Origin of the sequence: Microcoleus sp. M2_D5 (genome assembly GCF_036701935.1) — a bacterium.
In the GTDB taxonomy this organism is placed as follows: Bacteria; Cyanobacteriota; Cyanobacteriia; order Cyanobacteriales; family Microcoleaceae; genus Microcoleus.
Genome location: NZ_JAUBRP010000003.1, coordinates 116990 through 141144, shown reverse-complemented (window position 1 = coordinate 141144; position 24155 = coordinate 116990). Strand labels below are relative to the sequence as shown.

Sequence of the window (24155 nt, the reverse complement as noted above, 5' to 3'; positions counted from 1 at the left end):
GTTGCCGAACTTCCTTCTTCCTTCAAAACATCGGCATCAACTGAAGCGGCCCAATTCCCAACTCTTTAGCAGACACCCAGCGAACCTCAAGCAAAGCGATCATATCCTTAAACTGAGGCTGACCGCGAGAAGCACCCATCAACCCTTTAGCAATAATCAAACCGCACCAACCGTTGGTTAATTTACAGCGGCGATCCCACTTCTTGCGAGCTTCCTGATGCACCGGATCGTCTTCATTAAACTCCCCAAACAAATACAACTCTCCATTTTTAGTTTGCAAAATACCCAAGTCGAATTGCTCATCCTGAAAAGGATTTTCGCCCGGATTAAAACCAATTCCCTTCACACCTCCAGCTTCTTTCAAATCCTGAATCATAGTTTTTGCCTTCGGATGAGAAGTTTGGATCATCACCACCGGCAAACCATCTCCGGCGGCATTAATATCAATTTCTGCACCTTGGTGAAACTGGACACTTTGGCGCAGGAAATCAACCGTTTCCCAAGGTACGGCGCCGAGACTCAAAAACGAATTTTGCGGTACTAAATCGTCCCGCAGCAGCGGCTTGTCAAATTCATCATCATCGTCATCATCGTCATCACCGAGCATCTGAAATAATTCGTCTGACACATCGGGCATCGTGGAAACTTTAACAGATACCTGTTGAATTTCTCCGTCAGGCTGCGGCACTGGGATGCGGTAGCGGCTGCTAAGAGTGGGAAAAGTGTCTGAGCCCAATTTCCGGCGACCGTTGCGGAAAAAGCGGTGAAATGCTTCGAGAGCAACTAACATCGTGAGGGCTTCTTCTTCGTAAAGAATCGATCGCAATCCTTCTAAAGGATGTAGGTTGCCGAAATTTGGTTCAATTTCCGATGGAGGCAAATCGGCTAAATCAATTTCGTCGTCGTCCTCATCAATATCCGCTGCACTTTCAAAGGTAACAAACAAACAGTCTTGCCCTAAAAAAGCCTGTTCTAAATCTTCAAAAGAATCATCGTTGACGACTCGTTCTCGAAACCGCTTCAAGGATTCTAGAGAACGGTACAGTAAAACTCCGTAATCCATTCTGCCTTGCCCCAATACGGACACGTAGAGGCTGGCGACATCCCACTGATTGATTTCAATAGATATAATTTGGTGTTCCCTCAAAGTCCGCCACGGAGCGTCTTGCCAAATTTGAGCAGCTTTTTCCATTAAAACTTCAGCATACTGAGGGGGCAACTCAGGAGGTCTGTTGATGGCGACCTCTTCCATGCCGCGAAATATTTCGTCAATTAGGGGCAATTCCGGCACGTAGTCAATGGAAATGCCTAAATCTTGAAGTACGCCCCGCAGATAAAATTGAATTTCTCGGTTTTTGACTACTATTTTTTGGGGGCGGACTGCGGGAGCCGGACTTTGGGGATGTTCCATTGCCCGTAGCAGGGCCCGGACGAGCGCCTCTGGGCCGGCATCTGGGCCTACCATATCCATAGCCCTCACGACTCCTTCGGAGCCATCGACCCAGAGAATGCACTCGCCACCAGCTTCTAGAACGTCATCGTCATCTAGCATCATGTGCGAGTCAGCATTAGATAAGGGTCGGCGATCGCCCTCCCACACGCTGGGAATTTGAGGTAAGTTTTGTAGCCGACGAAGAGTAGTGCGATTCAGCGCTGCCATAGAGTAAGCCCGTTGGGTGAAGCATTGTTGCGGTGCCGGTAGCCGGTCAACCGCTGCTTATCAATCATAAACCCTATAGGGGGAGAGGACATCGAGCTGGGGAACGAGGCCCCACGGGAATTAAAAATTAGAAGCTAAAAATTCTGCCTTCAGCATCTAACCGAATGCCTTCTGGCGAATGCCTGTACAATGGAGCAATAAGATTAAACTCTTTGCATTAGACAGTCTCAGGAGTTCGGCAAATTATGACTCAAGCCATTTCTGAAAAGCGCGGCATTCAAATGACGGACTCTGCTGTCCGTCAAGTTTTAGCCCTGAGAGAAAAACAAGGTAAAGACCTCTGCTTGCGGGTAGGGGTGCGCCAGGGCGGATGCTCTGGAATGTCCTACGTGATGGATTTCGCAGATCCGAGCACTGTCAAATCCGACGATGAAGTGTTCGACTACGACGGTTTTCAGGTAGTTTGCGATCGCAAGAGCATTCTTTATCTCTACGGTTTGGTTCTCGACTTCAGCGATGCGATGATCGGTGGCGGCTTTAAGTTCACTAACCCCAACGCTACTCAAACTTGCGGCTGCGGCAGTTCTTTTTCTGCTTAAATGGGAAAATTGCTTGGGAACGGGCATGGGGCATTGGTAATTGGTCTCCAGCTAATTGCTGAGAATTCGCTGACAATAGCGAGCGACAATCAGGCTCGGATTGACTGCCTGTGTCCCGCACCCCATGCTTTCGAGCAATCTAAAATCTAAAATCTAAAATCTAAAATCGAATGACCCCTGAAGAATTGTTTAAAGACGGTTTCGATCGCTACCAAGCTGGCGAAGCCCCGGCTAATCTGATCCCCGTGTTTAAAGAAGTGTGCGAAAAAGCTCCCAAAAATGGCAATGCCTGGGCTAGCCTCGCGTGGCTCTACCTGTTGGAAAATAAACCCTCTTCGGCTCAAAAAGCAGCGAAAACAGCCGTTAAATTGAACCCTCATGACCCCCAAGCTCGCATCAACCTAGCAGTAGCGATCCTCGATCTCAAAGAGAAAGGAGTGCGCCCCCACGTTGAAGTGGCTCAACAACTCCTGATGGCTTCCGAAGAGTTGCTCGACGAAGTTAAAAAAAATTTTGAAGAAGGATTAAATAGAAAACCCGACTGGAAGAGTCTCGCCCGCGTTAAACAGTGGCTTCTGGAGCCTTAACCGCGCAAACAAGTCGATTTTTAGGCGGGGATCGAAGAAATCCGTTTTGCGGTTTATTACGACATCGTAATAAATCAATAAATAACTTTATGGAAAACTCAGAAAGTCAGTGCTAGTATTTGAAGACTTAGACGATTGACAAACCCGCTCAGCGGTTTTCAGATTTTACTACGAAAATACTAGGAGTTGTAAAAAGCATGAGCACTGACAGCCACGTTAACATCAAACCCGCAACCCGCAACCATAAAGGTTTCTTTATTCAGCCAGCTTCTTACAAGTTGATGAGCATCGATAAATCCGGCTGGGCCTTGATTTGCATGGACAAAGCAGTTTGTCACTACGTAGACCCGGATGATTTGCAATTGCCGAATAAATCAGGAATGTCTGAAGGTTAATTCTGAAGTTGTGAGAGACTTTAAGATGCTTTATTTGAGTAGCTGCCCTCCATGGAGGGCAGCATCTTTTTTAGTAAGAAAAAAGTCCGGCAACGCGCTGTGAACTCATGTCCGGTCGATCGACCATAATATCCGGTCGGGGCGGGTTTATTGGATTTGGGATTTGTGTTGAATATCACGGTGAACCCGCCCCTACAACAATCACGATCGATTGACCGGACATGATATGAATCGGGATTTAAGGGATAGGCTGTTACGAATCTAGATTGTATTTTTGGGCGGGCGGGACGCTAGGGCCCCTACTCCCCACAAGACTTGGATTTTTTTTGACACACAATTTAAAGCCCGCAACAGCTTAGGAATGAGAATTAAATAACTTCCAAAAGTTTGTGGGATGGGCCTGAAAGCCCGTCCTGTTTAGACGGGCTTTCAGGCCCATCCCACAATAACAATTAAAATTCTAAGTTATTTAATTCGCGATCCTTAGAAGGATAGAAGGAAGAATTACCGATTACAAATTGCCTAATTGTTGTTAGATTTCAAGGCAAAAAGCATCTCCAACTCTGCAGTTGTCGGTTGCGTAGAAGCTGTGGCTACGCTAACTCCTCGGAGAGAATTCAGCAATTCAGCGGCGGGCGGGGAAACTAAATTTGGCTGTACTGCAAGCAAATATTGGTTAGCCCAAGACATGGTTTTTTCCATATCTATGTAAAAGTAACCTTGGTTTGCTTGCGGTAAAGAAGTGGCGATCGCCTGAAAACTCGGACTGCTGCTTAACGGTTGCGGTGGCGTCGAAGTAATCACATCAACTAAAGGCCCGCCGAAAGCTACAAACACAGAATTTTCATTCAGCCAACCGTGCCCGAATAAAGTGCCTTGCTGGGGTATTTGCCACTCAGTAACCTCTTTCCCCTCAACGGTTCTAGGGGCGACGCTGACTGTAGGATTGCTTTTGGCGATCGCATCGAGTTTTTTGAGAGTTGCTTCTGCAGCAGGGCGATCGCTGGTTTCAAAAATCATCGCCGCCCCCATCCCCAACTGAGACAGAATCCCTTGATTGGAACCGATCGCCCCGATCGCAAATTCCCCATTCATCCAACCAAAAACATCACGATCCGCATCCAAATCCAACCGCTTAAAACTATCCCTCACCTGCTGAACTCCCCTGTCAACTTCCGGGCTATCTTGTGCCTCAGCGGTTGCTTGCGACCAAATTTGATCGATTCCCTGGCCGCCGACTAAAGCAATAGTTTCACCAGGAAATCTGGGCAACAATTTCGATGCGACTTGTGGAGTTTGCTGCACGAATTTAGGGTCTAACTGAGCAATAGTTTTCACCCTCAATCCCGCACTATCCGCCCCAATTCCCGCAACCAAAGACTTAACCTGTTTGAACTGCGAAAACACTGTCCAAGGCAACTGAATATCTGCGGGCAAATTAGTTTTCAATTGCTCAATTGCAGCAGGATAGTCAGCAATATAAACAGTTGCGATCGGATTCTTGACACCAGCACTCTCTGCAAAAAACTTAGTTGTGCTCTGCTGCGTAGCGAGAGAGGGTTCTCCTTTAAAAGTATCGATCGCCAATTCCACAGGCTTTTTCAAAGGAGCCATCACTAATTGGTCGTTCAGCAAAGCCACACTGTAGCGCTTGCCAGTTGGCTCTGCAATCTCATAAATTTTAACTCCTTTATACTCGGTTTCTTGAGTAGTTGCACCGGGCTGAGATTTTAATTTATTAGCAAAATTCCAAGCGCTAATTTTATTTTTCACGCTGACTACTACCAGCAGTTTTGGAGGCTCTGTATTCGCCACAGCATCAGGGGGCAGCAAAGCGACCATCACCCCCCCTAACCAAGGCTTTAAGTCCCTGTCAAAGTCAATTTGAGTGCCTGCCAAGCTTTGTTCTTGAAAGGTCTTCAAACCCATCCCGACCAACTTTTGAGCCCCAGGCGTGCCAAATCGCTGCAATTGTGACAACGCTTGGGGATGGGGGGAGATAAACGCGGCCATCATTGCTTCGTCGGGCACAACTTTGGCGCCCTCTTGAGGGTTGGATACTTGTTGGCTCAAACCCTGGAAGTAAAAGTAGACCGCAGCGCTACCTGCTGCGGCGATGGAGGCAGCAATTAGAAGCTTTGATTTTTTTGCAGGCATGGTTTGTGTTCCTCGCGTCCTTTATCAGTTTAATGAAAATACACTTGGCTTGTGGGGAGGCGATCGGGCCGGCTCTCTCGTTTTGTATAATCAAAGACAAGTTTGGACGATCGTCTAAACTGCTAGAACTGTGCATTATTGGTAAAAGATGAAAGTAGCGATCGCGGGAGCAACGGGATTTGTAGGTAGCCGGCTGGTGGAGAAGCTGCAAGCTGCGGGACATCAAGTTGTGGTTTTGAGCAGGGATGGGGCGAAGGCTGGCCGAGTTTTTCCGGCTTCAGCTTATCCGAATTTGGAAGTTGTCGCCTACACTCCAGCGGAGTCCGGTGATTGGCAAAACTCGATCGCGGGCTGCGACGCTGTTGTCAATTTAGCAGGGGTTCCGATTGCAGAAGAAAGGTGGACAGAGGCGCGCCAGCAAGCAATTCTGGACAGTCGCAGACTGACGACGGCAAAATTGGTAGAGGCGATCGTCAATGCTAATCCTAGACCATCTGTGTTAGTTAGCGCATCGGCGATCGGCTATTACGGAACCAGCGAAACCGCTGAGTTTGACGAAACGAGCCCTGCGGGAAACGATTTTTTAGCAGCAGTGTGCAAAGACTGGGAAGCAGCCGCCCAACCTGCAAAAAATGCGGGAACGCGGTTAGCAATTTTGCGGCTGGGGATAGTTTTGGGAATGGGAGGCGCGCTGGCAAAAATGCTGCCGCCTTTTAAACTATTTGCAGGCGGCCCGATTGGGACAGGAAAACAGTGGTTTTCTTGGGTTCATCGCGAGGATGTGGTTGATTTAATTTTGTACGCTTTGCAAAATCCGCAAGTTGAAGGCGTTTTGAATGCGACAGCACCGAATCCGGTGCGGATGAATGAATTGTGCCAAACTTTAGGGGAAGTTTTGCAGAGGCCTTCTTGGTTGCCGGTACCAAGTTTTGCTTTAGAAATGCTGTTGGGAGACGGGGCAAAAGTTGTTTTGGAGGGGCAAAAAGTGTTGCCGAAACAAACTTTAGCTAGCGGTTTTCAATACCAATATCCGACGCTGAAATTAGCACTCGAAGAGATTTTATCGGGAAGTTAGAAGTCGCATCCTCGTTGTCCAAGAAACCGGGTTTCTGCGATAATTTTGGCATCTTCACGCCCGATTTGGTGAAGAAACCCGGTTTCTGAGGCCCTGCCATCCAAGAAACCGGGTTTCTGCGATAATTTTGGCATCCTACCGAAGATTTGGGTAAGAAACCCGGTTTCTGAGTCCCCGACGCGCGCCCCTCAGCCTCAGCCAAGAAACCGGGTTTCTGCGATAATTTTGGCATCCTACCGAAGATTTGGGTAAGAAACCCGGTTTCTGAACCCCCCACGCGCGCCCCTCAGCCTCAGCCAAGAAACCGGGTTTCTGTGATAATTTAGGCATCCTACCGAAGATTTGGGTAAGAAACCCGGTTTCTGAACCCCCCACGCGATCGCGCCTAGCCCTGAGCCAAGAAACCGGGTTTCTGTGATAATTTAGGCATCCTACCGAAGATTTGGGTAAGAAACCCGGTTTCTGAGCCCCACGCGCGACTATATCTAGTTGTTATAATAAATAAACCTGAGCATTTTTTATTCTAATAGAATAGCTTGTATTAATTGCCAGATGAAGATTAAGCGCGATCGCCTCCCCGGAGAGTGACAGAAGAGGGATATAGGGTTTAATCTTCTATATTGCGATCGCAATATAAACGCATATATTTTCATAAGTTGGATTCACGAAAAATTTCTGCAAGTTTAACTCACATCTCTGGCGCTCAAATCATATGGACACATCTGAAAAGTTTTGTTTTTGTACTCTAGCTGTAGGTGATAGGTATCGTGCTCATGTAAAGATGCTAGCTCAAGATATCCAGACCCATATGCCTTCCACAACTTTATGTATCCTAAGCGATCAACCAGAGCAGTTTAAAAATTTCCCTCATGTTCTGGTGTTCAAGCACCACCTCCAGAGTGTGAAAGGGTATCATGACAAACGTTTCGTTCTTGAAAAAGCTCTCTCACTATTTGAGAGTTGTATGTTTTTAGACTCTGATGTTAGATTGCTAGGCCCTCTAGTAGAAGAAATGAATTGGTCTCCTGGAATTACAGCAAGAGCAGGTACTGATTTGGTCAAACACATACAAAACATTAAAAATCAGAAAGAAATTGAAGTTATAAAAGCTGCAGGGCAAAAACTAAATATTGATCTTCAACAAGTGAAGTGGCTTCACGAGTTTATGTTTGTCATGAAGAGACAGAATGGATTAGAAGGGGAATTTTTTGAACTTTGGCAGACAATTTCTTACTTTTTTGAAATGCAAGAAATCTATCATGGTGAGGGTTATGCTATGGGGCTAGCTGCGGCTCGAATTGGGATGACATTTGATTTTTTTCGCGCAGACAAATTTCCATTCTTTAAGGATAATATTGAACGAGTAAGAATCCAAAATGGACAAGCAATTATTCAGGAGAAACAAATTTACTTCGACATCCATAAACAGATTGAATATCCCAAACGTTCCCTTTGGGAGAAAATCAACCACAAACTAAGTAAACAAGTTGTGTTTTATTATCGATTATTTAGACTGAGAGTTTTTATTAAAAAAGATCCTAATTATTATAAAATCTTTGGATGAGTATACAAAAAATAATTGCTCTTCATTACTTGGTATGCCAACTTGTATAGAAATGTAGTCAAAACCTTCGCGGAGCAAAGGTTTTGACTATTTATTTAGATGAATTGGGCTAGAATGAGCGATATTTCGTTTAATCCTTATTTAATATTGTTTCCGGTTGCATCGGAATGATTTAACCACAGAGAATGCAGAGAACACAGAGGGAGATAAGAGAGATGAATAATTCCGATGCTACCGGATTTGATATAACAAGGTTTACAGCTTGATTTTGGGTTGTTTAGCATACTACGTACTGAAGAACCAAATATTTCAACCTGAAAGCAGATGATGCAGTAATTTGCAGTATAGAAAATGGAAAAATAGTCATAGAGCCCGTAAATCAGAAAGTTTCCAAATATACCCTAGATGAATTATTAGCAGGCGAAATAGAACCGGGCGAAGAGATCTCTTGGGGAAAACCAGAAGGAGAAGAATTTTGCTAAAATATATCCCCGAACGAGGTCATTTTATTCGCTTCAATTTCGATAATCACAGAGATTTATGGAGAAACCCGGTTTCTGAGCCCGGCCCGATCGTGAGCTTTGAGTAAACTCGCCGGATCGGGCCCAGCGGGGATAATGCAGCCGGGATTCAGCGGGAACAAATTGCCGTAATAATCGCGCTTGACAGCCTCCAAATCGCAAGTGCCGGCAACTCCCGGTAACTGGTACAAATCGCGCAGATAAGCTCCCAAATGCTCGTAATCTTGAATGCGGCGCAGATTGCATTTGAACAAGCTGTAGTAAACTGCATCAAAACGGAATAGAGTAGTAAAAAGCCGCACGTCTGCTAAAGTCACCCGATCGCCACACAAGTAACGACTCCTCAAGAGCGATCGATCGATCTCGTCTAAAACAGCAAACAATTCACTGCAAGCCGAGTCATAAGCAGCCTGAGATTGGGCGAAACCGCAGCGATAAACGCCGTTATTCACCGATTGGTAAATCTTCTCATTCCACTCGTCAATTTGTTCTCGCAAATCCAGAGGATAAAGATCCATTTGAGGATTGCTAGCAAACTCGTTAAACTCCGAGTTTAGCATCACAATTATTTCCGAACTCTCGTTATTGACGATCGCCTTTTTCGAGTCATCCCAAAGCACCGGCACCGTACACCGCCCCTGATAGCCCGGTAAAGCCAACTGGTAAATTTCCGGCATCGTGTTGCAGCCAAAAGTCTCCGACTCCATCACCCACATTCCCCCTTCCGAGGGATAGACAATCGACACCGATATCGCCTCTTCCAGCCCTTTGAGCGCCCTCGTCACCAGAGTGCGGTGCGCCCAAGGGCACCCTTTACCCACGAAGAGGCGATACCGTCCCGCAGCGGGCCCGTGAGGGCTGTCTGGTGCAGTGCTGACAAAGTTGCGGAAACTGCTTGTGGGGCGAATGTATGCTCCGGTGCGATCGGGCGGCGCTAGTTTTGACATCATTAATTGCCACATTGATGTCCAGACAAATTTGCCTAGCTTGACTGTTACGGATGAAGGAAGCGATTTGTTTTTCACGGCGGCGATTAAAAGAGGTTTGCTAAACATAATTTGCTTATTTTAACTCACAGCCGAAGGAAGAAGGAAGAAAGAAGAAGGAAGAAGGCAAAGTAAGCAATGGTTTCCCTCGTCCCCAGGCTCTGCCTGGGAACGCATATTTAGAGGCTCTGCCTCGCTGTTCGCTGTTTTCCCTCACCTGAGAACGAGTTTTCTAGTATCTGCCAGAGGCTATTTCAGCATAAGCTCGATCGATCAATCGGCGAGCAACCGTCTGAATTCCCGTATGTTCGTAATAATTGGTAGTCATGTCTAAAAACGCCGCCACATAATCCAATTTGTCATCGGTAACATCAACGTATTGCTTGAGATGGCCTAAAACTATGGCCGGAGTTAAGCCGCGAGACTGTACTAAATTGTTCATCCAACCTTGGGCTGAAGCGAAAGTAGTTGTCACAAATCCGAACTTTTGAGAATTATTTGCGCCGGGAATTAGGTTGCTGATATTTTGGAATGTTGAGTTTTGCTGCAAAGTTGAAGGATTCAATCCGCCTAGGGTATTTTGTGCTACTCTAAGGAAGTCCGGGCCGAGGGGAATTAAACCGTCAGCACAAACTAAAGCAGCCATCCGCATCAGAGATTCGCCTTGGTAATGGGATAAATAATTACCAAAGCTTCCCACATTGTCAAGGGAAATATTGTTAAGTTTGCAGTAGGCTATTAGCTCGATCGCCACTTTGACGCACAAGTCGATCGTTTGAGTTGTGTCAGCTTTGGGAGTGAGGCGGTTGAGAAAGGAAAGAAAGCCGATGTTTTCGCCGATTTTATTCGCCATAGCCGTTGCGCCTAACGCACTGTCGGCGCTGTCTGCTAACTGGTAAAGCCTGACTACGCCTTGATATGGCTCATTGGGGTTAGCGTACAGCTCGATCGCGCGATCGCGAATTTTCCCTACTAATTTGCGCTTGGTTTCCCCAGTCACCGCTTGAATAGTATTATCAAAACCCGTTAGATTATTCCACTCCCCCGGAACCACAAAATCGAGAGATTTTAACATCATCACAGTCACGCCACCAGACGGCAAATTGTCAACCAGTTCCGCAATAGATTTACTCACAGCAAACTCCTGAATAGCCTGATTTAAAAATGTTCTATCAAATACTCCAACTTCGGGCAAAGGGATTCCAGAAAAGTCTAAATTCTGACCGATGCCAGCAGTTAATAGTTTTGAGTTATAATAATTCCCAAGCAGCGAACTTACATATGACAGTCATCATGGCAAAACTTACACTTCAAGTGCGAACAAATGATAATTTGCTAGATCTGCTTGCCAAGTCAGAGTCTGGGGATTGGGTTATTGCAGAAGACAGGGTTCAGAGAATTACTCATGTTCAAGTTATAAACTTTGTCGGATCACAGATGATTGAAGGTATATTTGACCGAAGCGCCAGCTATAGAAAAGAGGATAATAGGCTTGTTGTAAAGTTTTTAGACGGGCGTATTGTCAATTGCAATGTTCAGTTTGTTGGACAAAACCCTGTCCGCTATATTTGAGATGTACTAATTCATTACCTCCATGACGCTTAACTAAATTTTATGGATTTCACAGCCACTTTAAATCAGATCGTCGCCCTCAGCATTCAAGATCGGATTCGTCTTGTACAAGCAATCTTGGAAAGTATAGCGGCAGAACAGGTTCACCCCGACCTTACAGAGTTTCAAAAGCAGGAACTCGATCGCCGAATTAATGATTCTGAAGCAAATCCTGAAAATGTGCTGACTTGGGAAGAAGTTAAAGCTTCAGTCAAAGCACGAAAATGAACTATGAATCCAGTGCCGTGGTAAAATAACTATCGCCAAATAGAAACAAATAAAATATGACTGCTGCTGTTAACAAAACTCCGGGATTAGCCTCGCGCTTAGTAAATGGCGTCCTTTCCATCAAGCCTTTAGCTAATCTAGCCAAGCACCAAGCACGGGAAATGATGATAACAAGAGCCGAAAGAATTGGAGTGCATTGGCGACAAGAAGCCCAAGCACTTTTAGCTCGAAATTGGGATGCAGAATTGCTCAGCGTGCAAAATCCCGATCTGGTTTACCCGAAATATTATCTAACTTCATTCCACGCTTACGAAAAAGGTAATATGAGTTGGGAAGCTGCTACAGAAGTTGAAGTGGCAGCCCGTACAGTGCACGCTGGAATTTGGCCGGAAGCGGGTGCAGAAGGCGATGCAAAACTCCGCGCCAGCTATCACGAAGTCATCAAATCTCAGATTGCTTCTTCACCGCAAGATATTGTGGATTTGGGATGCAGCGTGGGAATGAGTACCTTTGCTCTTGGGGAGGTTTACCCGGAAGCGAAGATGACTGGAGTAGAGTTGTCTCCTTATTTCTTAGCCGTTGCTAAATACCGTTCCCAACAGCGAGAATCCCAATCTTTAAATCAAAAATCTCCGACTTGGGTGCACGCTGCTGCTGAATCTACTGGTTTACCGGCGGCGGCTTTTGATTTAGTTTCTATTTGTTTAGTTTGTCACGAATTGCCTCAAAAAGCTACTAGAGAAATATTCCGGGAAGCGAGGCGTTTGCTGCGTGTTGGTGGACATTTGACAATTATGGATATGAATCCTCAGTCGGAAGTTTATGCCAAAATGCCTCCTTATATTTTGACTTTGCTCAAGAGTACGGAGCCTTATTTGGATCAGTATTTTGGGTTGGATATCGAGCAAGCTTTGGTAGATTCCGGTTTTGCACAGCCGAAAATCACTTGCAATACAGTCCGACACCGCACTGTTGTTGCTAAGGCAATATAGCGGTTTTCAGTAGAGTGAAGTACAGAGATCGGGTAGGACACGGCGGTGCCGTGTCTAAAGCTGTATTTATTTCATCTGGTTGAAAACTGCTATAAATAGTAAAGCTGCATCGATATTATTCAATCCTTGGGGCGGTGCGTGAGTGTAAATAGTCTAATCTGTGGATTTAAATAAACATTTCGGCGATCGCGCCCCCTACCGATAAATAATTCCGATGCTACCGAATTTGATATGAGACACCCGTAGAAGCTATTCACAGCGCCATTTGTTAGACATTTTGATAGCACCCTAAAAGAAGGACATCTTCATGAACCCGACAGCCCCCTCTCAAAACGTCATCGATTGTTTGCAGGTTATCTTGGATGCCACGGCATCGAAGAATTACGATCTTTTTACTACAGTCGGTGATGCAGGCTACAAAGCGAGCATTACACAAAAAATGTTTGACGATGTTAGCGAGCAGCTCGCTTCCCGCATGAAAAAGGGATACTCATTTAATTATTTTGGTGAGATAAAACAAGGTAATTGTCCGATTTATTTGTGGAAGCTGAGTTTTGAAGATGGTGGTGATGAATTTGTGGCACACATGACTATGAATGAAGACAAAGTTGCGGGGATTTTCATCGAATAATATATCTTGCTTGACACGGCGTTTTACTGCAATGAATCTAACGCCGATCGCCCACAACCGTTAATCGAAACCGATCGGGCGGCACAAAGGTGATTCCCCGGCGGGCGGGACGAATTGGTCGATCGAGATTCGATACAAACTCGCGCGAAGACAGCACTGTTGCTAACACCAGCTTCATTTCAAACATCGATAACGCCATCCCGATGCAGCTTCGACTCCCGCCTCCAAACGGTAAAAATTCAGAGGCGGAAAACTTGCGATCTAAAAAGCGATCGGGATTGAACCGATCCGGATTTTCGTAGGTTTCAGGGCGACGGTGGGCCAAATAGACACAGGGGATTAAAATCGTTCCCGGTTGATAGGTATAGCCTTCGAGTTCGATCGTCCGTTTCACCTTGCGCGGCTGCGAAATTAAGGCAATTGGATAAACCCGCAGCGCTTCCTTGCAGACTGCTGTTAAGTAGGGCGACTGCGAAAGCGCCACGGGATCGGGATTCTCGCCCAATTCATCCAATTCCTGCCGCAATCTAGCGAGACATTCGGGAAACAGATGCAGCCAGTAAAACGCCCAAGTCAACGCCGATCCAGTCGTTTCATGTCCTAACAACAACAGCGTCATCAACTGATCGCGCAATTCTCGATCGCCGATGGATTCGCCGGTGTCGTCGCGGGCCATCATCAACACCGACAGAATATCCGTGCGAGACGAATCCAGGGAATGCGATCGCCTCTCGGCAATTTCCGCATAAATCAGCGAGTCAATCTCCGCCATCTGCTGCAAAAACTGCCCCCACGGACTCCAAGAGCCCAAATTTTGCTGCAACGGTTCAAAGAAAAATTGTAGGGAGTACAGTTCAGAGGTAATCGCTTCTAAAAGCTTGCTGAGCAATTGTTTCAGCCGTTCGTAGCGCTCTCCCGGCACTAATCCAAACACGACTTGCAAGATGACTTGCAGCGAAATTTCTGACATTTCTTCGCGGACTGCGATCGCATCTGGGGCTTTCCAGTCGATCGTCTGCTTTTTCGTCAAATCAACAATCAAATGCCCTTGACTCTGCAACTGTTCCCGATGCAGCGCGGGCATTAATAGCTGTCGCTGTCGCAGATGTCGCGGCCCTTCATTCATAATTAGGGATTCATTTCCCACCAGCGGGCGAAATACGTTGGTCACTTTGCCAAACTCAAAGGCATCGGCTAAGGTCGTAAACACCGCCTGAATCGCTTCTGGACGGCCCAGAAACACCACGGGGGGCGAAGCGGGCCCCAACACGCGGGCGGTAAATGTATCGCCGTATTTGGCAGAGTTGCGATCGAAAAATGCGATCGGGTCAGCTACCAGCGAAAGCGTTTGGAACAAAGCAGGAGAACGAGATCCGGTAGGCAGCGTCATTGAAAAACTGGCGGTACACAATGTTTCTAGTGTATTTTGACATATTGCGAATTCCTCGATCGACCTTGCACCCTGAAATTTATCTGCGATCGATCGCGAAGGCAAGTAGCAAAAATAGTAATGCTATCGAGATCGATCGCAGATTGTACGGCTAGCTTCCCAACCTAACATGACTGTTTTACGCTCTACTCCCCAGCCATAGCCACCCAGTTCCCCAGATTCTCGAATGACTCGGTGACACGGAATTAGATAGCCGATCGGATTTTTACCGATCGCATTTCCTACAGCTCTAGCAGCAGTTGGGCGAGCTACCATTTGAGCTATACTCTGATAAGTTGCGATCGCACCAAATGGCAATTGCAAAAGTGCTCGCCAAACTTGAATCTGAAAGTTAGTGCCTTTTACCAACAGCGTTAGTGGCTTTTGTTCGCTGAGAGTTTCTGAATTGAAAATCAGGTCACACAATGATTGAGTGGTTTGCTCATCGCGGATAATTTCAGCATTTTTCCATCCCAATCGCAGTCTTTGTGCGGCGGTTTGTTCATCGGTTGTATCCAAGAAATAAAGATTACAAATACCGCGGGCCGTTGTCGCGATTAGTGATGTGCCAAAGGGGGTATTATGAATGCCATAGCGAATTTGTAAACCTGCTCCGCCTGCTTTGAACTCCCCTGGCGACATTGCTTCTAAGTTCACAAATAAATCGTGCAATCGTCCAGGACTCGATAGTCTCACATCTAATGTTAGGTCTAGAAGGCTTTTAGTCTGAGTGATTTTTGACTTGGCATATTCAACTGTCAGATATTGCAAAAACCGCTTGGGGCTAATGCCGGCCCATTGAGTAAATAGCCGTTGAAAATAATATTCACTCAGTCCTATGTGTTGGGCCACAGTTGCCAGATTGGGCTGGTTTAGGTGGTGTTGTCGCATAAAGGCGATCGCCCCAGCAATCCGGTGATAATCTTCGCTAGCACTGACACTCGCATTTTTCATCGAAATCATTTAGTCTAAGTCAAGGGAATTTTGATGTTTCCTCACTTTAGCCATAGAGTAGGCGCAAAGCCACCCGTTTCTTGCGGTGAATGCAGCCAGCCGATCGATTTTAGATTTTAGATTTTAGATTTTAGATTGAAGAGATTGAAGAGATTGAAGAAAGCGACCTCACCGAGGATTCCTCGGACGAGCCGATCGATTTTAGATTTTAGATTTTAGATTTTAGATTTTAGATTGAAGAGATTGAAGAGATTGAAGAAAGCGACCTCACCGATCAAACCGGGGCTGGCGATGAGGATTCAAAGCTTTTTTCTCACTCCACGGATGCCTCGGACGAGTCGATCGATTTTAGATTTTAGATTTTAGATTTTAGATTTTAGATTTAAGAGATTGAAGAAAGCGACCTCACCGATTAAACCGGGGGCTGGCGATGAGGATTCAAAGCTTTTTTCTCACTCCACGGAAGCATCGGGGGGCTTGTAACCAAATTTCTTGATTGTCAGTCGATTAACCGAACTTTCGCTCTCACCCTCCGCGCAACTGCGTCACCAAGTGAACTAATTCCGGTAAAATTAGCTTTTCGACAGCTAGTTTCACGCCATTGCTAGAGCCCGGAAGAGAAAAGACTAACTTGCCTTGATACACGCCTGCAACTGCGCGAGAGGCGATCGCCCTCGAACCAATTTCTTGATAGCTCAAAAACCGAAATATCTCCCCAAATCCGGGTAAAATCCTGTCGAGCAAACTCTCCATCACATCATAGGTGGTATCTCGGGGAGCGATGCCCGTGCCGCCGTTAAAAATGATTGCATCCACATCTTCACGCTGGGAAAAAGCCTGCATTTGCAATACAATTTTTGCCGCATCATCTTTAACAACAGTGTAAGCTACCACAGAGTGACCCGCATCTTTTAGCAGCTTCTTGGTTAACAAGCCACTCTTGTCTGTTTCTGCCGAGCGCGTGTCGCTAACAGTAATGATAGCACAATTTACGGTTATTTTAGATAAATCGGGATGAGGAATTTGCGTCATATAACAGATATTTAAGGAAAAAGAAAGAAGCAAGAACGAAGAGGAAATCAGGAAAAGGGAAGAGGAAAGAAGTCATCAGTTAGTTGTGATTTGTTCGTTGTTAGTTATTCATTATCAAATAACTAATAACCAATAATCCATGCCCCATGCCCCATGCCCCATGCCCTATTCCCCATCAATTATGCCTTGCTAAATCCTAAACCGTTGGCTTCCGAGTAGCGTTCCATGAAACGCATAAATCGATCCCATTCTGCGGAACTTTTCATTAGATAAAGAGCTTCCAAACCCGCAGGCTGACCGTTGATGAACTTAGCCTTAACCTCACGAGTGAGGAGTTCGCCTTCGTCGTCGATCAGGTACATTCCAGTAATGTCTTCGGTACTGGTGCTGCTGAGAGCTTTGGGATTTTCAAAGATAAACGTGGCAGTGCCTTGCTCTCCGCTTTTAGAACGGGTTAGGCGCACTTCGGGCACAGCATCTTCGTCTATACCCCGAGAGAATTGAATTTTAGCCATAATCTGACAGTCGAACCTTAAGGATTGCTTAATTTCTTAATGTTTAATCATAAAACGATTCGGGTACTAGCAAATCAAGACTTGGGAGAGTGGAAGCGGGTGAGAGGGGTGAGAGTGGGTGAGAGTGAGGCAATCGGAGACAAGGGGGAGGAGAGATGGGTTGGTTCTTCTGAGATATTGCACCATTCTCCATAATCCTTTCAGGGTGGGCTCTCCTGCCCAACCCCTACGCCCCACAAGAAAATCTACTCTTTGTGGAACAGGCATCCTGCCTGTTCTTAAGAATGGTGCAAGATGTGAGTTCTTTGTACCCCAAGTTATCCTCTCCCTTGTCTCTCAATTGCCTTAGACGATGTAAGGAGAGTTAATGGGCTCGGCCCGCTTTGTGGCTACCAGAGTTTGGTAGATGAGGGCGGATATCTCGCCACGGGTGATGTCGTGGGCGGGCGAAAGCTTTTCGCGCGCGGGATAGTTGACCACGATTTTGCGCTCTGTGGCGGTTGCTATGGAGTCGGTGGCAAAACTGGGAATCTGAGCTCGATCGACATAAACGCTCAAAGAATTGGGGTTGCCGCCCACCAACTGCAAGCCGTTTACCAAAGATAGGATCGCCTGAACTCTAGTCAAATTCTGCTGCGGGCGAAACGTGCTGTCTGGATATCCAGCCAAAAACCCAGCTCGATTAGCTTGGTCGATCGCTCCTTTGGCCCAAAAATCCGCCGCCACATCCTTAAAAACCGTCGCCTCACGGCGCGGCATCAATTCAAACGCCTTCGCCAACATCGCCGCATACTGAGCTCTAGTTACAATCTCGTAAGGTTGAAAAGTGCCGTTGGGAAACCCGCTAACAATATTCATCTTTGCCAAGCGATCGATAAAATCCTTAGCCCAGTGCGTGCTGATGTCGCTAAACTTTTGCCCGCCAGGAGTCGGAGTTGGCGTCACATTGCCCAAATCAAATAAACCTTTCACCCGCGAAGAATTGAGCTGATTTCCCACCGCAGAAATCTTAACCCCAGTCGCATTTTGCAAGTCTAATTCACCGTTATTCATAAAAATATTGCCGCCCAAATCTTTAGCATTCCCCATATCTGGCAGCGACTTTTCCTCCGCAGTCAAACCGTATTCCGTATTTTTTTCAATGCGATTATTGCGTAAAATCGGCTGAGATTCTCCTGCTAAAACTATACCGGAGCGATTTTCCAAAATTTGGTTATCAGCAATCAAAGGAGCCGACTGAGCTTCCAGAGAAATGCCCAAATCCGTCTTTTGAAAAATATTGCGCCGTATTACTCCCTTAGCAGTTCCCGCCATAATCACCCCAGCCGCAGAGTTTGCCACAAATAGGTTGTCGAGAATCACAGGATTAGCGCTACCCGTGGCAAAAACGCCTCCGCGCTTACAAAGTGTGAAAGTGCAGTTAGCCACAGTCGGAGAAGTTGACTCAATCCAGACTCCCGTGCCGCGACTATCGAGATTCGTAACAGTTACTCCCCGCAATTGGGAATTACTTGCTAGCAGTATGGTGATATTTTGTCCCGCAGCGGTGGGACTGACAAATTTGCCGCTGCCTTGAATTAGAATGCCTCTACCTTTGTTAGTTTCATTGCCAATAACTTTTACTCCCGATGGAATTTCCAAGGGGAATTTTTCACCACTAGCTGCGCTGTAAGTTCCCGGTGATAACTGAATCGTAGTTCCCGATGCAGCGCGACTGACGATCGCGCGGGCTATAGTTTTGAATGGGGCCCATTGGCTTCCGGCTGCGGAATCGCTGCCTGTTTGCGGGTTGACGTAAAGTGTTGTCATGTTTTTGCCCAAGAGATAATTGGCGATCGAGCTTTTGTGCAATTTTCATTGTCTGCGAACTTGGCCCCGGATATATAATTCACCTTTGATTGCGGAGATTATTTAATTGCACGATATCTGCAACATTACCAATTAGGAGTTGCAACCATAGGGGGATTGTGCCTACAAATCACTAAACTACTAATTTTATGACCGCAAACCGTTTTTTTTGCCTCCGGTTCAACCGGAAAACCAATATTTTTAGTCAATATACCCGATTTTTTTCTGATTTCCAGTCAGAGGATGGTAACGAATTTATTTTTGGCTCTTATCCGTCCTAATTCCGGTCATTTTACCAATACAAGACGCATCCAAAACCACTACAATTTCATTCTGAAAAACCGCACAACTTGTCATTGCTGAAGCTAAGGCGGGAATTTTCCCTTGTTCTAGAGAAAGGCTCGCCTCCGGTATAGAATCAAATTGATTTAGCCAGCCATCATCCTTTATATACTGAAGACTCAAAGCATTGCGATCGAGCATCCAAAAATCAACTCCATATTGATTGATAAAATTTTGCAATACAGCTCTATCGGGAGTGTATTGAGCGCGAATTAAATCGTTAAGTCGCTGCTGATATTTGCTGTAGTAGCCTTTCTGATAAGGCACTGCATATTCCTTTGCCACCAGAACCGAACGCTGGCTAAAGGTTGGCAAATGATCCGTATCGGTGGCGATCGAAGCAATCAAGATATCTTTAGGTTGTTGCTCAAAAAATTTGTACAAAGCTGGCATTTTACCTTCTACATACCCGACGGTGGGAAATTTTTTGGCAAAGCAGGGGTAAAGCATTACTGCGACAGCGATGAGCGCTGTCGTAATTAGTGCAACTAGATTTTTTAAATGAAATATTGTTGCTGTTTTTGATGCCCAATGACCGACTCCATCGATAATTAAAGTGAGGGCGATCGCAGTTATTAAAATAACAATAAATCGCAAGCTATACGCTGTATATCTACCGGGTTGATACAGCTTAAAAATGGTAGCGTGAGCCGCAAAAAACATCGCCGATGATGCTAGAAATAGCTGAAGCAAAAGCCAGATTTTGCTTTGAATCTGATTTGCTAAGGGAAAAGCCGATCGCAAAAACAGCAGCAGCGGAAATAACAATCCGACACAGTGAGTTACAGGCGTAAACAGCGACTTGGGAAACATCCCGCTACCCCGCCCTGTCAGCCAATAATCTTTAGGATTTGGATGAAAAAAAGCATTTCTACCGCGGGGGACAAATTCGGCCATTTGCTTCGCTTCTGCTGCGGTATAAGTTGGGCCAAATTCAGAATGATCTAAGGCATAGGGCAGCATTACTAAAAATATTAATCCCAAACCTGTAGTGCAAAATAGGTAATTTGTGCGATCGCCCGACAAGCGCAAACTGCCCTTTTCCCAGCATAGCAGCCGCAAAACTAAAATTCCGGCAGCAACCAAGGCGTAAGGAGGATAGAATAGTCCGATCAGGGCGATCGCTCCCAAACAAGGCAGCAAGGAACTGCGCGACAAATAATATAAAAAAGCCAGAAATATCGGATATATAAAAGCTCTTGCCGTTGTGGAAGCCAAATCATCAGTCATCCACATATGCTGATTTAACAGCAAAGATGCAATAAATCCAGTCATCGGCACTGGCAACATTTCTAGGCAAAGGCCAAAACAGTAATAAGTGGAGATTAAGCCTAGAAATAGCGGCAATATTTTGTGAAAAAATAGCGGCTGAATGCCAACTGTTGCTGCTAATTTGTAGAGGGTGCTGTATCCTGCGGGGGCGACAGATTGAAAGTAATTAGCAATGAAATCGTTGGGGAATAATTCAGGATCGACAAATCGCATCATCCAGAAAACGTGCTGCCTCGCATCGTCTTGTACGATATACTCACCGCTAAAGGCTTGCTTGAGTCCTAAAATAGCATAGATGGCGGCAAATGTCAGGCTCAGAGTCAACCAAAATATTGTGTGCGATCGCGATGTGCGATCGACTGTAGCAGTTAGAAATTTGTGCAACCGAGCTATTAATACCATTTTATATTTTAGATTTTAGAATAGGGAATGACTGATTTTCCAAAGTACGATTATACAGCATATTCGGTGGGTTCATGAAGTACAGTAGCAGCTATATTATGTGGTGTTAATCGGTAGGGTGCGTCGCTCCTTCATATTTGATAAAGATTGCAGATTGACGGTTTGCGACGCACCTTACTCGCGTCTCTCTTCTTGTGTGTACCACATATACATGGAATATGCTGTATCATCCCCGGTAAATTACCCCTAATAAAAAGTGTTTGCCGTAAGGAATAAAGTCCTCACGACAAACCGCTTTACTTTCAACATCGCCCGATTTTAGATTATTTTCCAGCCCGCACGCCCGCAATTTTAAGCCGAATCCGATAAAGACTTGTACTTCCGGTAATATAAAGCGTTTTGCGATCGCTTTCTCCCCAAGCCAAATTAGTCGCCGTCTCAGGCACAGAAATCTTCCCCAAAAGCTTGCCATCCGGCGAAAAAATCCACACTCCCCCCGGCCCGGTGCTGTAAACATTCCCCTCTACATCAACTTTTAAACCGTCGGGTACTCCCCTTTGACTGGCATCTTTTAACTCCGCAAAAAGCTGCTGGTTAGTAACAGTTCCGTCCGGTTTTACATCGAAAACGGCAATGTATCCCGCTTCCGAATTGTTGACATAAAGTTTTCGCTCGTCTGGTGAAAAAGCGATGCCATTCGGCAGCACCAAATCCTTAACCAGCAGAGTTAATTTTCCGTCGGGTGCCAGCCTATAAACACCGTAAAAGCCCAATTCTTCCTGCTCTTTACTGACACCGTAGGACGGATCGGTAAAATAAATGCTGCCATCGGATTTAACAACCAAATCGTTCGGACTGTTGAGGCGCTTACCCTCGTATCTATCCGCCAAGGTGATAACTTTTCCGTCCTTTTCTGTACGGGAGACGCGGCGATTTTCGTGTTCGCCAGTAAGTAAGCGGTTTTCTTTATCTAAAGTATTCCCGTTGGCTTTTCCCGAAGGGCTGCGAAATACCTCAACTTGCTGATTTGAGCCAAATTTATAGATAATATTGGCGGGAATATCGCTGAACAGCAAAAAGCCGTCTGGATGCCAAATCGGGCCTTCTATAAATTGGAAATTGCTAGCTAGTTTTTCTAGTTTGGCGCTGTCATCGAGAATAATTTGCATGGTATTTTTTGGGTTCTGGTTTTCCGTTTTAGCGGTCATTTTTGTTAAGTTTCCGCTAAGTTTTTCCCTAGGACTGCTGATTGCTAAACTTAATACCATCAACAACAAGCTAATTGTAGCAATTTTTATTGTCATGTTTGCTCATAAATGAATTATTTCCTTCCAGCTATAAGATTACCTATCTCCTTCTTTACTTCTTGCTTTCTTTTTTTTCTCCAACAGCGCTATCGCGCTCCTTCGCTAACAAATCTAAAGCGGTTCGTAAACTCACTCTTTTGTCCAGCAAAAAAGATGATTGAGAGCGGTATTCAATTTAATAGTACCGTATGGAGCAAAAAAAATAAGCTCTAAAATGCGAGCTTAATTATATTTAACTTAAAAGGTTTTACCTGTCAACTGTTAAGCTGGAAATGAAACAAATAGCGCCGCAATACCAAGAACGATCGCACCGATACCCATCACAAAAGACCAGAAGCGGTGATAACTGTTAACCACCGTACCGCTATCGCTTTCAAGCTGAATCAAATCCATCCAAGGTGCAACACCCCGGCGGAACCAACCCAAAGTCCTAACATCCATCCCAATCAAACTTTCAACCCGTTTCATGCCAAACATAAAATTACCAATTGGCCCAAAACGAGAAGCATAGCGCAGATAAATCATTCCCGTTCTATCTTGCAATTTCAGATCGGAACCGAAGGTATAACCCGCATCGCCGCGACCAATTAATTCGCCTTGTAGTTGCGCCGGTTGACCCCGCAAAGGACTTGCGTAAGGGTCAGACATTAAGGTTAAAACATCCAAATGTTCTGCTTGTTGGTAATTCGGGAACATCACCAGAGTTTTGAGCAAAATTCCTGCACCCAAACCGATCAAAGGACAAGCAACCATCATCATCGGGTTTACAGCATACAGGGAAATGCCGATCGCAAAACCCACCGCTAAGCCCAGAGTTTCTGCACTGTACAGCAGCAAATCGAACACAAAATTGCCGTACAATCTCCGCTTGCTCAAATCGTTGCCTTCGCCGACAATTCGCCCCATGTCAAACTCAATATCTAAGCCTAATTGTTCGGCATAAGTGCTCAAAGCGCGAACTCGTTTACCAGTCAGCGGGTGAGTCGAGTTCAATTCCATCCACCAACCCCACGGATTAAACATATCCCACAAAAACACTCGCCCAATCTTTTCTGGTTCCGAAGAAATCCGGTAAGCAGTGCCAGTAGATGTGGCAGCTTTGGCATCGTAAATGCCTAAAGCGCGAGTTCCTTCTAATAAGCTGCTGGGTTCTGTTGCTCTTTGTCCTTCTTCCAAAATACCGTAAGCAATTTTTACCAAAGCGCGGGATAAAGCATTGGGATTTCCGGTTGTTTCGGCAGCAAAATGGTCGGCAAAATATTCTCGCGTCCGCGACAAATACAGCAATAAATAAGTGCCTGCGATGTAAAACAAATAAGCAACAGCAGCTACCGTACCGGCCGCATCTTTAGCTTTTTCGCCACCACTTCGACCCATCCTTTGAGCAGTAGTGTAAATTAAATAAGTAATCTGCACCAAAGTCGAAGCTAAAGTCATTACCGCAAAGTCCCAGTGGACGATGTGACCTAGTTCGTGGGCGTAAACAGTGGCAATTTCCTCGTCGTCTAAATAGGTAAAAAGACCTTGACTGACGACTAACCGAGCGCTGTTGGGAAATGAACCGTAAGTAAAAGCAGTAGGGTTTTGGTCGTCGATAATTCCTAAACGCGGACAAGAGAGTTTTTTCTGCTTGCAAACCTTCTTAATAACTTTAGCTGTTTCTGGACTTAGGCTTTCAATTTCTGCTAGGGAAACCCAGCGAGTATGGTATAACCAATTTTGGCTTAAGTCCATCAAGTAAGGTGATAAGAAAAAAGCAGCGATGTTAAAAATCAGAGTTATGGGAAGTGCGATCGCCAATCCGGCGACTGGATCGGGACTGTTGAGAATCAAAACTGAGGCTAAGGATAGCGCTAACACCATACCAAACAGCAGGCTGATGGTGACGCCGGAAGCTAAAACGAGATTTGGGCCAGCTTTCTGTATCAGTTTAACGCCGGCTTTGGCGGCTCGCCCTGCCTTGCGTAAAGGGGCATGAGATGACATAATAATCTCCAAAGGTTATTGACAAATGGAAATGACCGTGGGATTTTATCTATACTTCACTG

At 45.6% G+C, this 24155-nt stretch carries 22 protein-coding genes; 10 read left to right on the top strand and 12 right to left on the bottom strand.

All coding sequences use genetic code 11. From position 1 onward, the window contains the following. Positions 1-22: 22 nt before the first annotated feature. Positions 23-1660, bottom strand: a complete 1638-nt coding sequence (locus QUA50_RS02150) for a DUF6930 domain-containing protein (protein ID WP_333260708.1) — start codon at positions 1658-1660, stop codon at positions 23-25. A gap of 245 nt (positions 1661-1905) precedes the next feature. On the opposite strand from QUA50_RS02150, the gene QUA50_RS02145 reads away from it, so the two are divergent. The 3 genes from QUA50_RS02145 (at position 1906) to QUA50_RS02135 (ending at position 3241) form a co-directional block, all read left to right on the top strand. After that, positions 1906-2259 (top strand): iron-sulfur cluster assembly accessory protein, encoded by a 354-nt coding sequence (locus QUA50_RS02145; RefSeq protein ID WP_333260710.1) that lies wholly within the window; start codon positions 1906-1908, stop codon positions 2257-2259. A 170-nt stretch (positions 2260-2429) separates the two neighbouring features. Then, a complete protein-coding gene (locus QUA50_RS02140) occupies positions 2430-2846 on the top strand; it encodes a tetratricopeptide repeat protein (protein ID WP_333260713.1) in 417 nt (138 codons plus the stop codon). Between the two features lie 197 nt (positions 2847-3043). Further along, positions 3044-3241: a hypothetical protein gene (locus QUA50_RS02135; protein WP_006632682.1), complete on the top strand. Its 198-nt coding sequence runs from the start codon at positions 3044-3046 to the stop codon at positions 3239-3241. Positions 3242-3763: 522 nt separating this feature from the next. Here QUA50_RS02135 and QUA50_RS02130 read toward each other — a convergent pair. Then, the gene (locus QUA50_RS02130) at positions 3764-5398 is read right to left on the bottom strand and encodes a DUF3352 domain-containing protein (RefSeq protein WP_333260716.1); all 1635 of its coding nucleotides are present in this window, start codon (positions 5396-5398) and stop codon (positions 3764-3766) included. Positions 5399-5546: 148 nt separating this feature from the next. Between QUA50_RS02130 and thyD the strand changes: the two genes are divergently transcribed. Together thyD and QUA50_RS02120 are read left to right on the top strand one after the other, a co-directional pair. After that, complete coding sequence (gene thyD / locus QUA50_RS02125) at positions 5547-6473, top strand: thylakoid membrane protein ThyD (RefSeq protein ID WP_333260718.1); 927 nt, start codon at positions 5547-5549, stop codon at positions 6471-6473. Between the two features lie 781 nt (positions 6474-7254). Beyond that, positions 7255-8037, top strand: coding sequence for a hypothetical protein (locus tag QUA50_RS02120; RefSeq protein ID WP_333298453.1), 783 nt, complete (start codon positions 7255-7257; stop codon positions 8035-8037). Positions 8038-8575: 538 nt separating this feature from the next. Here QUA50_RS02120 and QUA50_RS02115 read toward each other — a convergent pair. Both QUA50_RS02115 and QUA50_RS02110 read right to left on the bottom strand, forming a co-directional pair. Then, on the bottom strand, positions 8576-9520 hold the full coding sequence (locus QUA50_RS02115) for a glutathione S-transferase C-terminal domain-containing protein (protein ID WP_333260892.1): 945 nt from the start codon (positions 9518-9520) through the stop codon (positions 8576-8578). A gap of 256 nt (positions 9521-9776) precedes the next feature. Then, positions 9777-10679, bottom strand: a complete 903-nt coding sequence (locus QUA50_RS02110; RefSeq protein ID WP_333260724.1) for a hypothetical protein — start codon at positions 10677-10679, stop codon at positions 9777-9779. Positions 10680-10825: 146 nt separating this feature from the next. Between QUA50_RS02110 and QUA50_RS02105 the strand changes: the two genes are divergently transcribed. The 4 genes from QUA50_RS02105 to QUA50_RS02090 all read left to right on the top strand — a co-directional run bounded on the left by QUA50_RS02105 (position 10826) and on the right by QUA50_RS02090 (position 13006). Further along, positions 10826-11116, top strand: a complete 291-nt coding sequence (locus QUA50_RS02105) for a hypothetical protein (protein ID WP_333260727.1) — start codon at positions 10826-10828, stop codon at positions 11114-11116. A gap of 42 nt (positions 11117-11158) precedes the next feature. Next, positions 11159-11383 carry an addiction module protein gene (locus tag QUA50_RS02100; RefSeq protein WP_106148069.1) on the top strand — a complete coding sequence of 75 codons (225 nt, stop codon included), beginning with the start codon at positions 11159-11161 and terminating at the stop codon, positions 11381-11383. A 56-nt stretch (positions 11384-11439) separates the two neighbouring features. Then, positions 11440-12375: a class I SAM-dependent methyltransferase gene (locus QUA50_RS02095; protein ID WP_333260729.1), complete on the top strand. Its 936-nt coding sequence runs from the start codon at positions 11440-11442 to the stop codon at positions 12373-12375. 307 nt (positions 12376-12682) lie between these two features. Further along, positions 12683-13006 (top strand): hypothetical protein, encoded by a 324-nt coding sequence (locus QUA50_RS02090; protein ID WP_333260732.1) that lies wholly within the window; start codon positions 12683-12685, stop codon positions 13004-13006. 37 nt (positions 13007-13043) lie between these two features. Here the strand turns inward: QUA50_RS02090 and QUA50_RS02085 are convergent, their stop codons facing one another. Beyond that, on the bottom strand, positions 13044-14396 hold the full coding sequence (locus QUA50_RS02085) for a cytochrome P450 (RefSeq protein ID WP_333260735.1): 1353 nt from the start codon (positions 14394-14396) through the stop codon (positions 13044-13046). Positions 14397-14416: 20 nt separating this feature from the next. Between QUA50_RS02085 and QUA50_RS02080 the strand changes: the two genes are divergently transcribed. Then, a complete protein-coding gene (locus tag QUA50_RS02080) occupies positions 14417-14551 on the top strand; it encodes a hypothetical protein (protein ID WP_333298455.1) in 135 nt (44 codons plus the stop codon). On the opposite strand, the gene QUA50_RS02075 is transcribed toward QUA50_RS02080, so the two are convergent. From QUA50_RS02075 to QUA50_RS02045, 7 genes are all read right to left on the bottom strand, one after another. Further along, positions 14520-15389 carry a bifunctional helix-turn-helix domain-containing protein/methylated-DNA--[protein]-cysteine S-methyltransferase gene (locus QUA50_RS02075; RefSeq protein WP_333260737.1) on the bottom strand — a complete coding sequence of 290 codons (870 nt, stop codon included), beginning with the start codon at positions 15387-15389 and terminating at the stop codon, positions 14520-14522. The genes QUA50_RS02080 and QUA50_RS02075 overlap by 32 nt on opposite strands. 525 nt (positions 15390-15914) lie before the next feature. Beyond that, positions 15915-16421, bottom strand: coding sequence for a MogA/MoaB family molybdenum cofactor biosynthesis protein (locus QUA50_RS02070; protein ID WP_333201484.1), 507 nt, complete (start codon positions 16419-16421; stop codon positions 15915-15917). A gap of 179 nt (positions 16422-16600) precedes the next feature. Then, positions 16601-16936 carry a photosystem II reaction center protein Psb28 gene (psb28, locus tag QUA50_RS02065; protein ID WP_333260740.1) on the bottom strand — a complete coding sequence of 112 codons (336 nt, stop codon included), beginning with the start codon at positions 16934-16936 and terminating at the stop codon, positions 16601-16603. A 345-nt stretch (positions 16937-17281) separates the two neighbouring features. Beyond that, entirely contained in the window at positions 17282-18745 is a 1464-nt protein-coding gene (locus QUA50_RS02060) for a DUF1565 domain-containing protein (RefSeq protein ID WP_333260743.1), read from the bottom strand. Positions 18746-19039: 294 nt separating this feature from the next. Then, complete coding sequence (locus tag QUA50_RS02055) at positions 19040-20800, bottom strand: hypothetical protein (RefSeq protein WP_333260746.1); 1761 nt, start codon at positions 20798-20800, stop codon at positions 19040-19042. A gap of 323 nt (positions 20801-21123) precedes the next feature. Beyond that, positions 21124-22104 carry an SMP-30/gluconolactonase/LRE family protein gene (locus QUA50_RS02050; RefSeq protein WP_333260748.1) on the bottom strand — a complete coding sequence of 327 codons (981 nt, stop codon included), beginning with the start codon at positions 22102-22104 and terminating at the stop codon, positions 21124-21126. A gap of 264 nt (positions 22105-22368) precedes the next feature. Next, on the bottom strand, positions 22369-24093 hold the full coding sequence (locus QUA50_RS02045) for a zinc metalloprotease HtpX (protein WP_333260751.1): 1725 nt from the start codon (positions 24091-24093) through the stop codon (positions 22369-22371). Positions 24094-24155 lie beyond the last annotated feature (62 nt).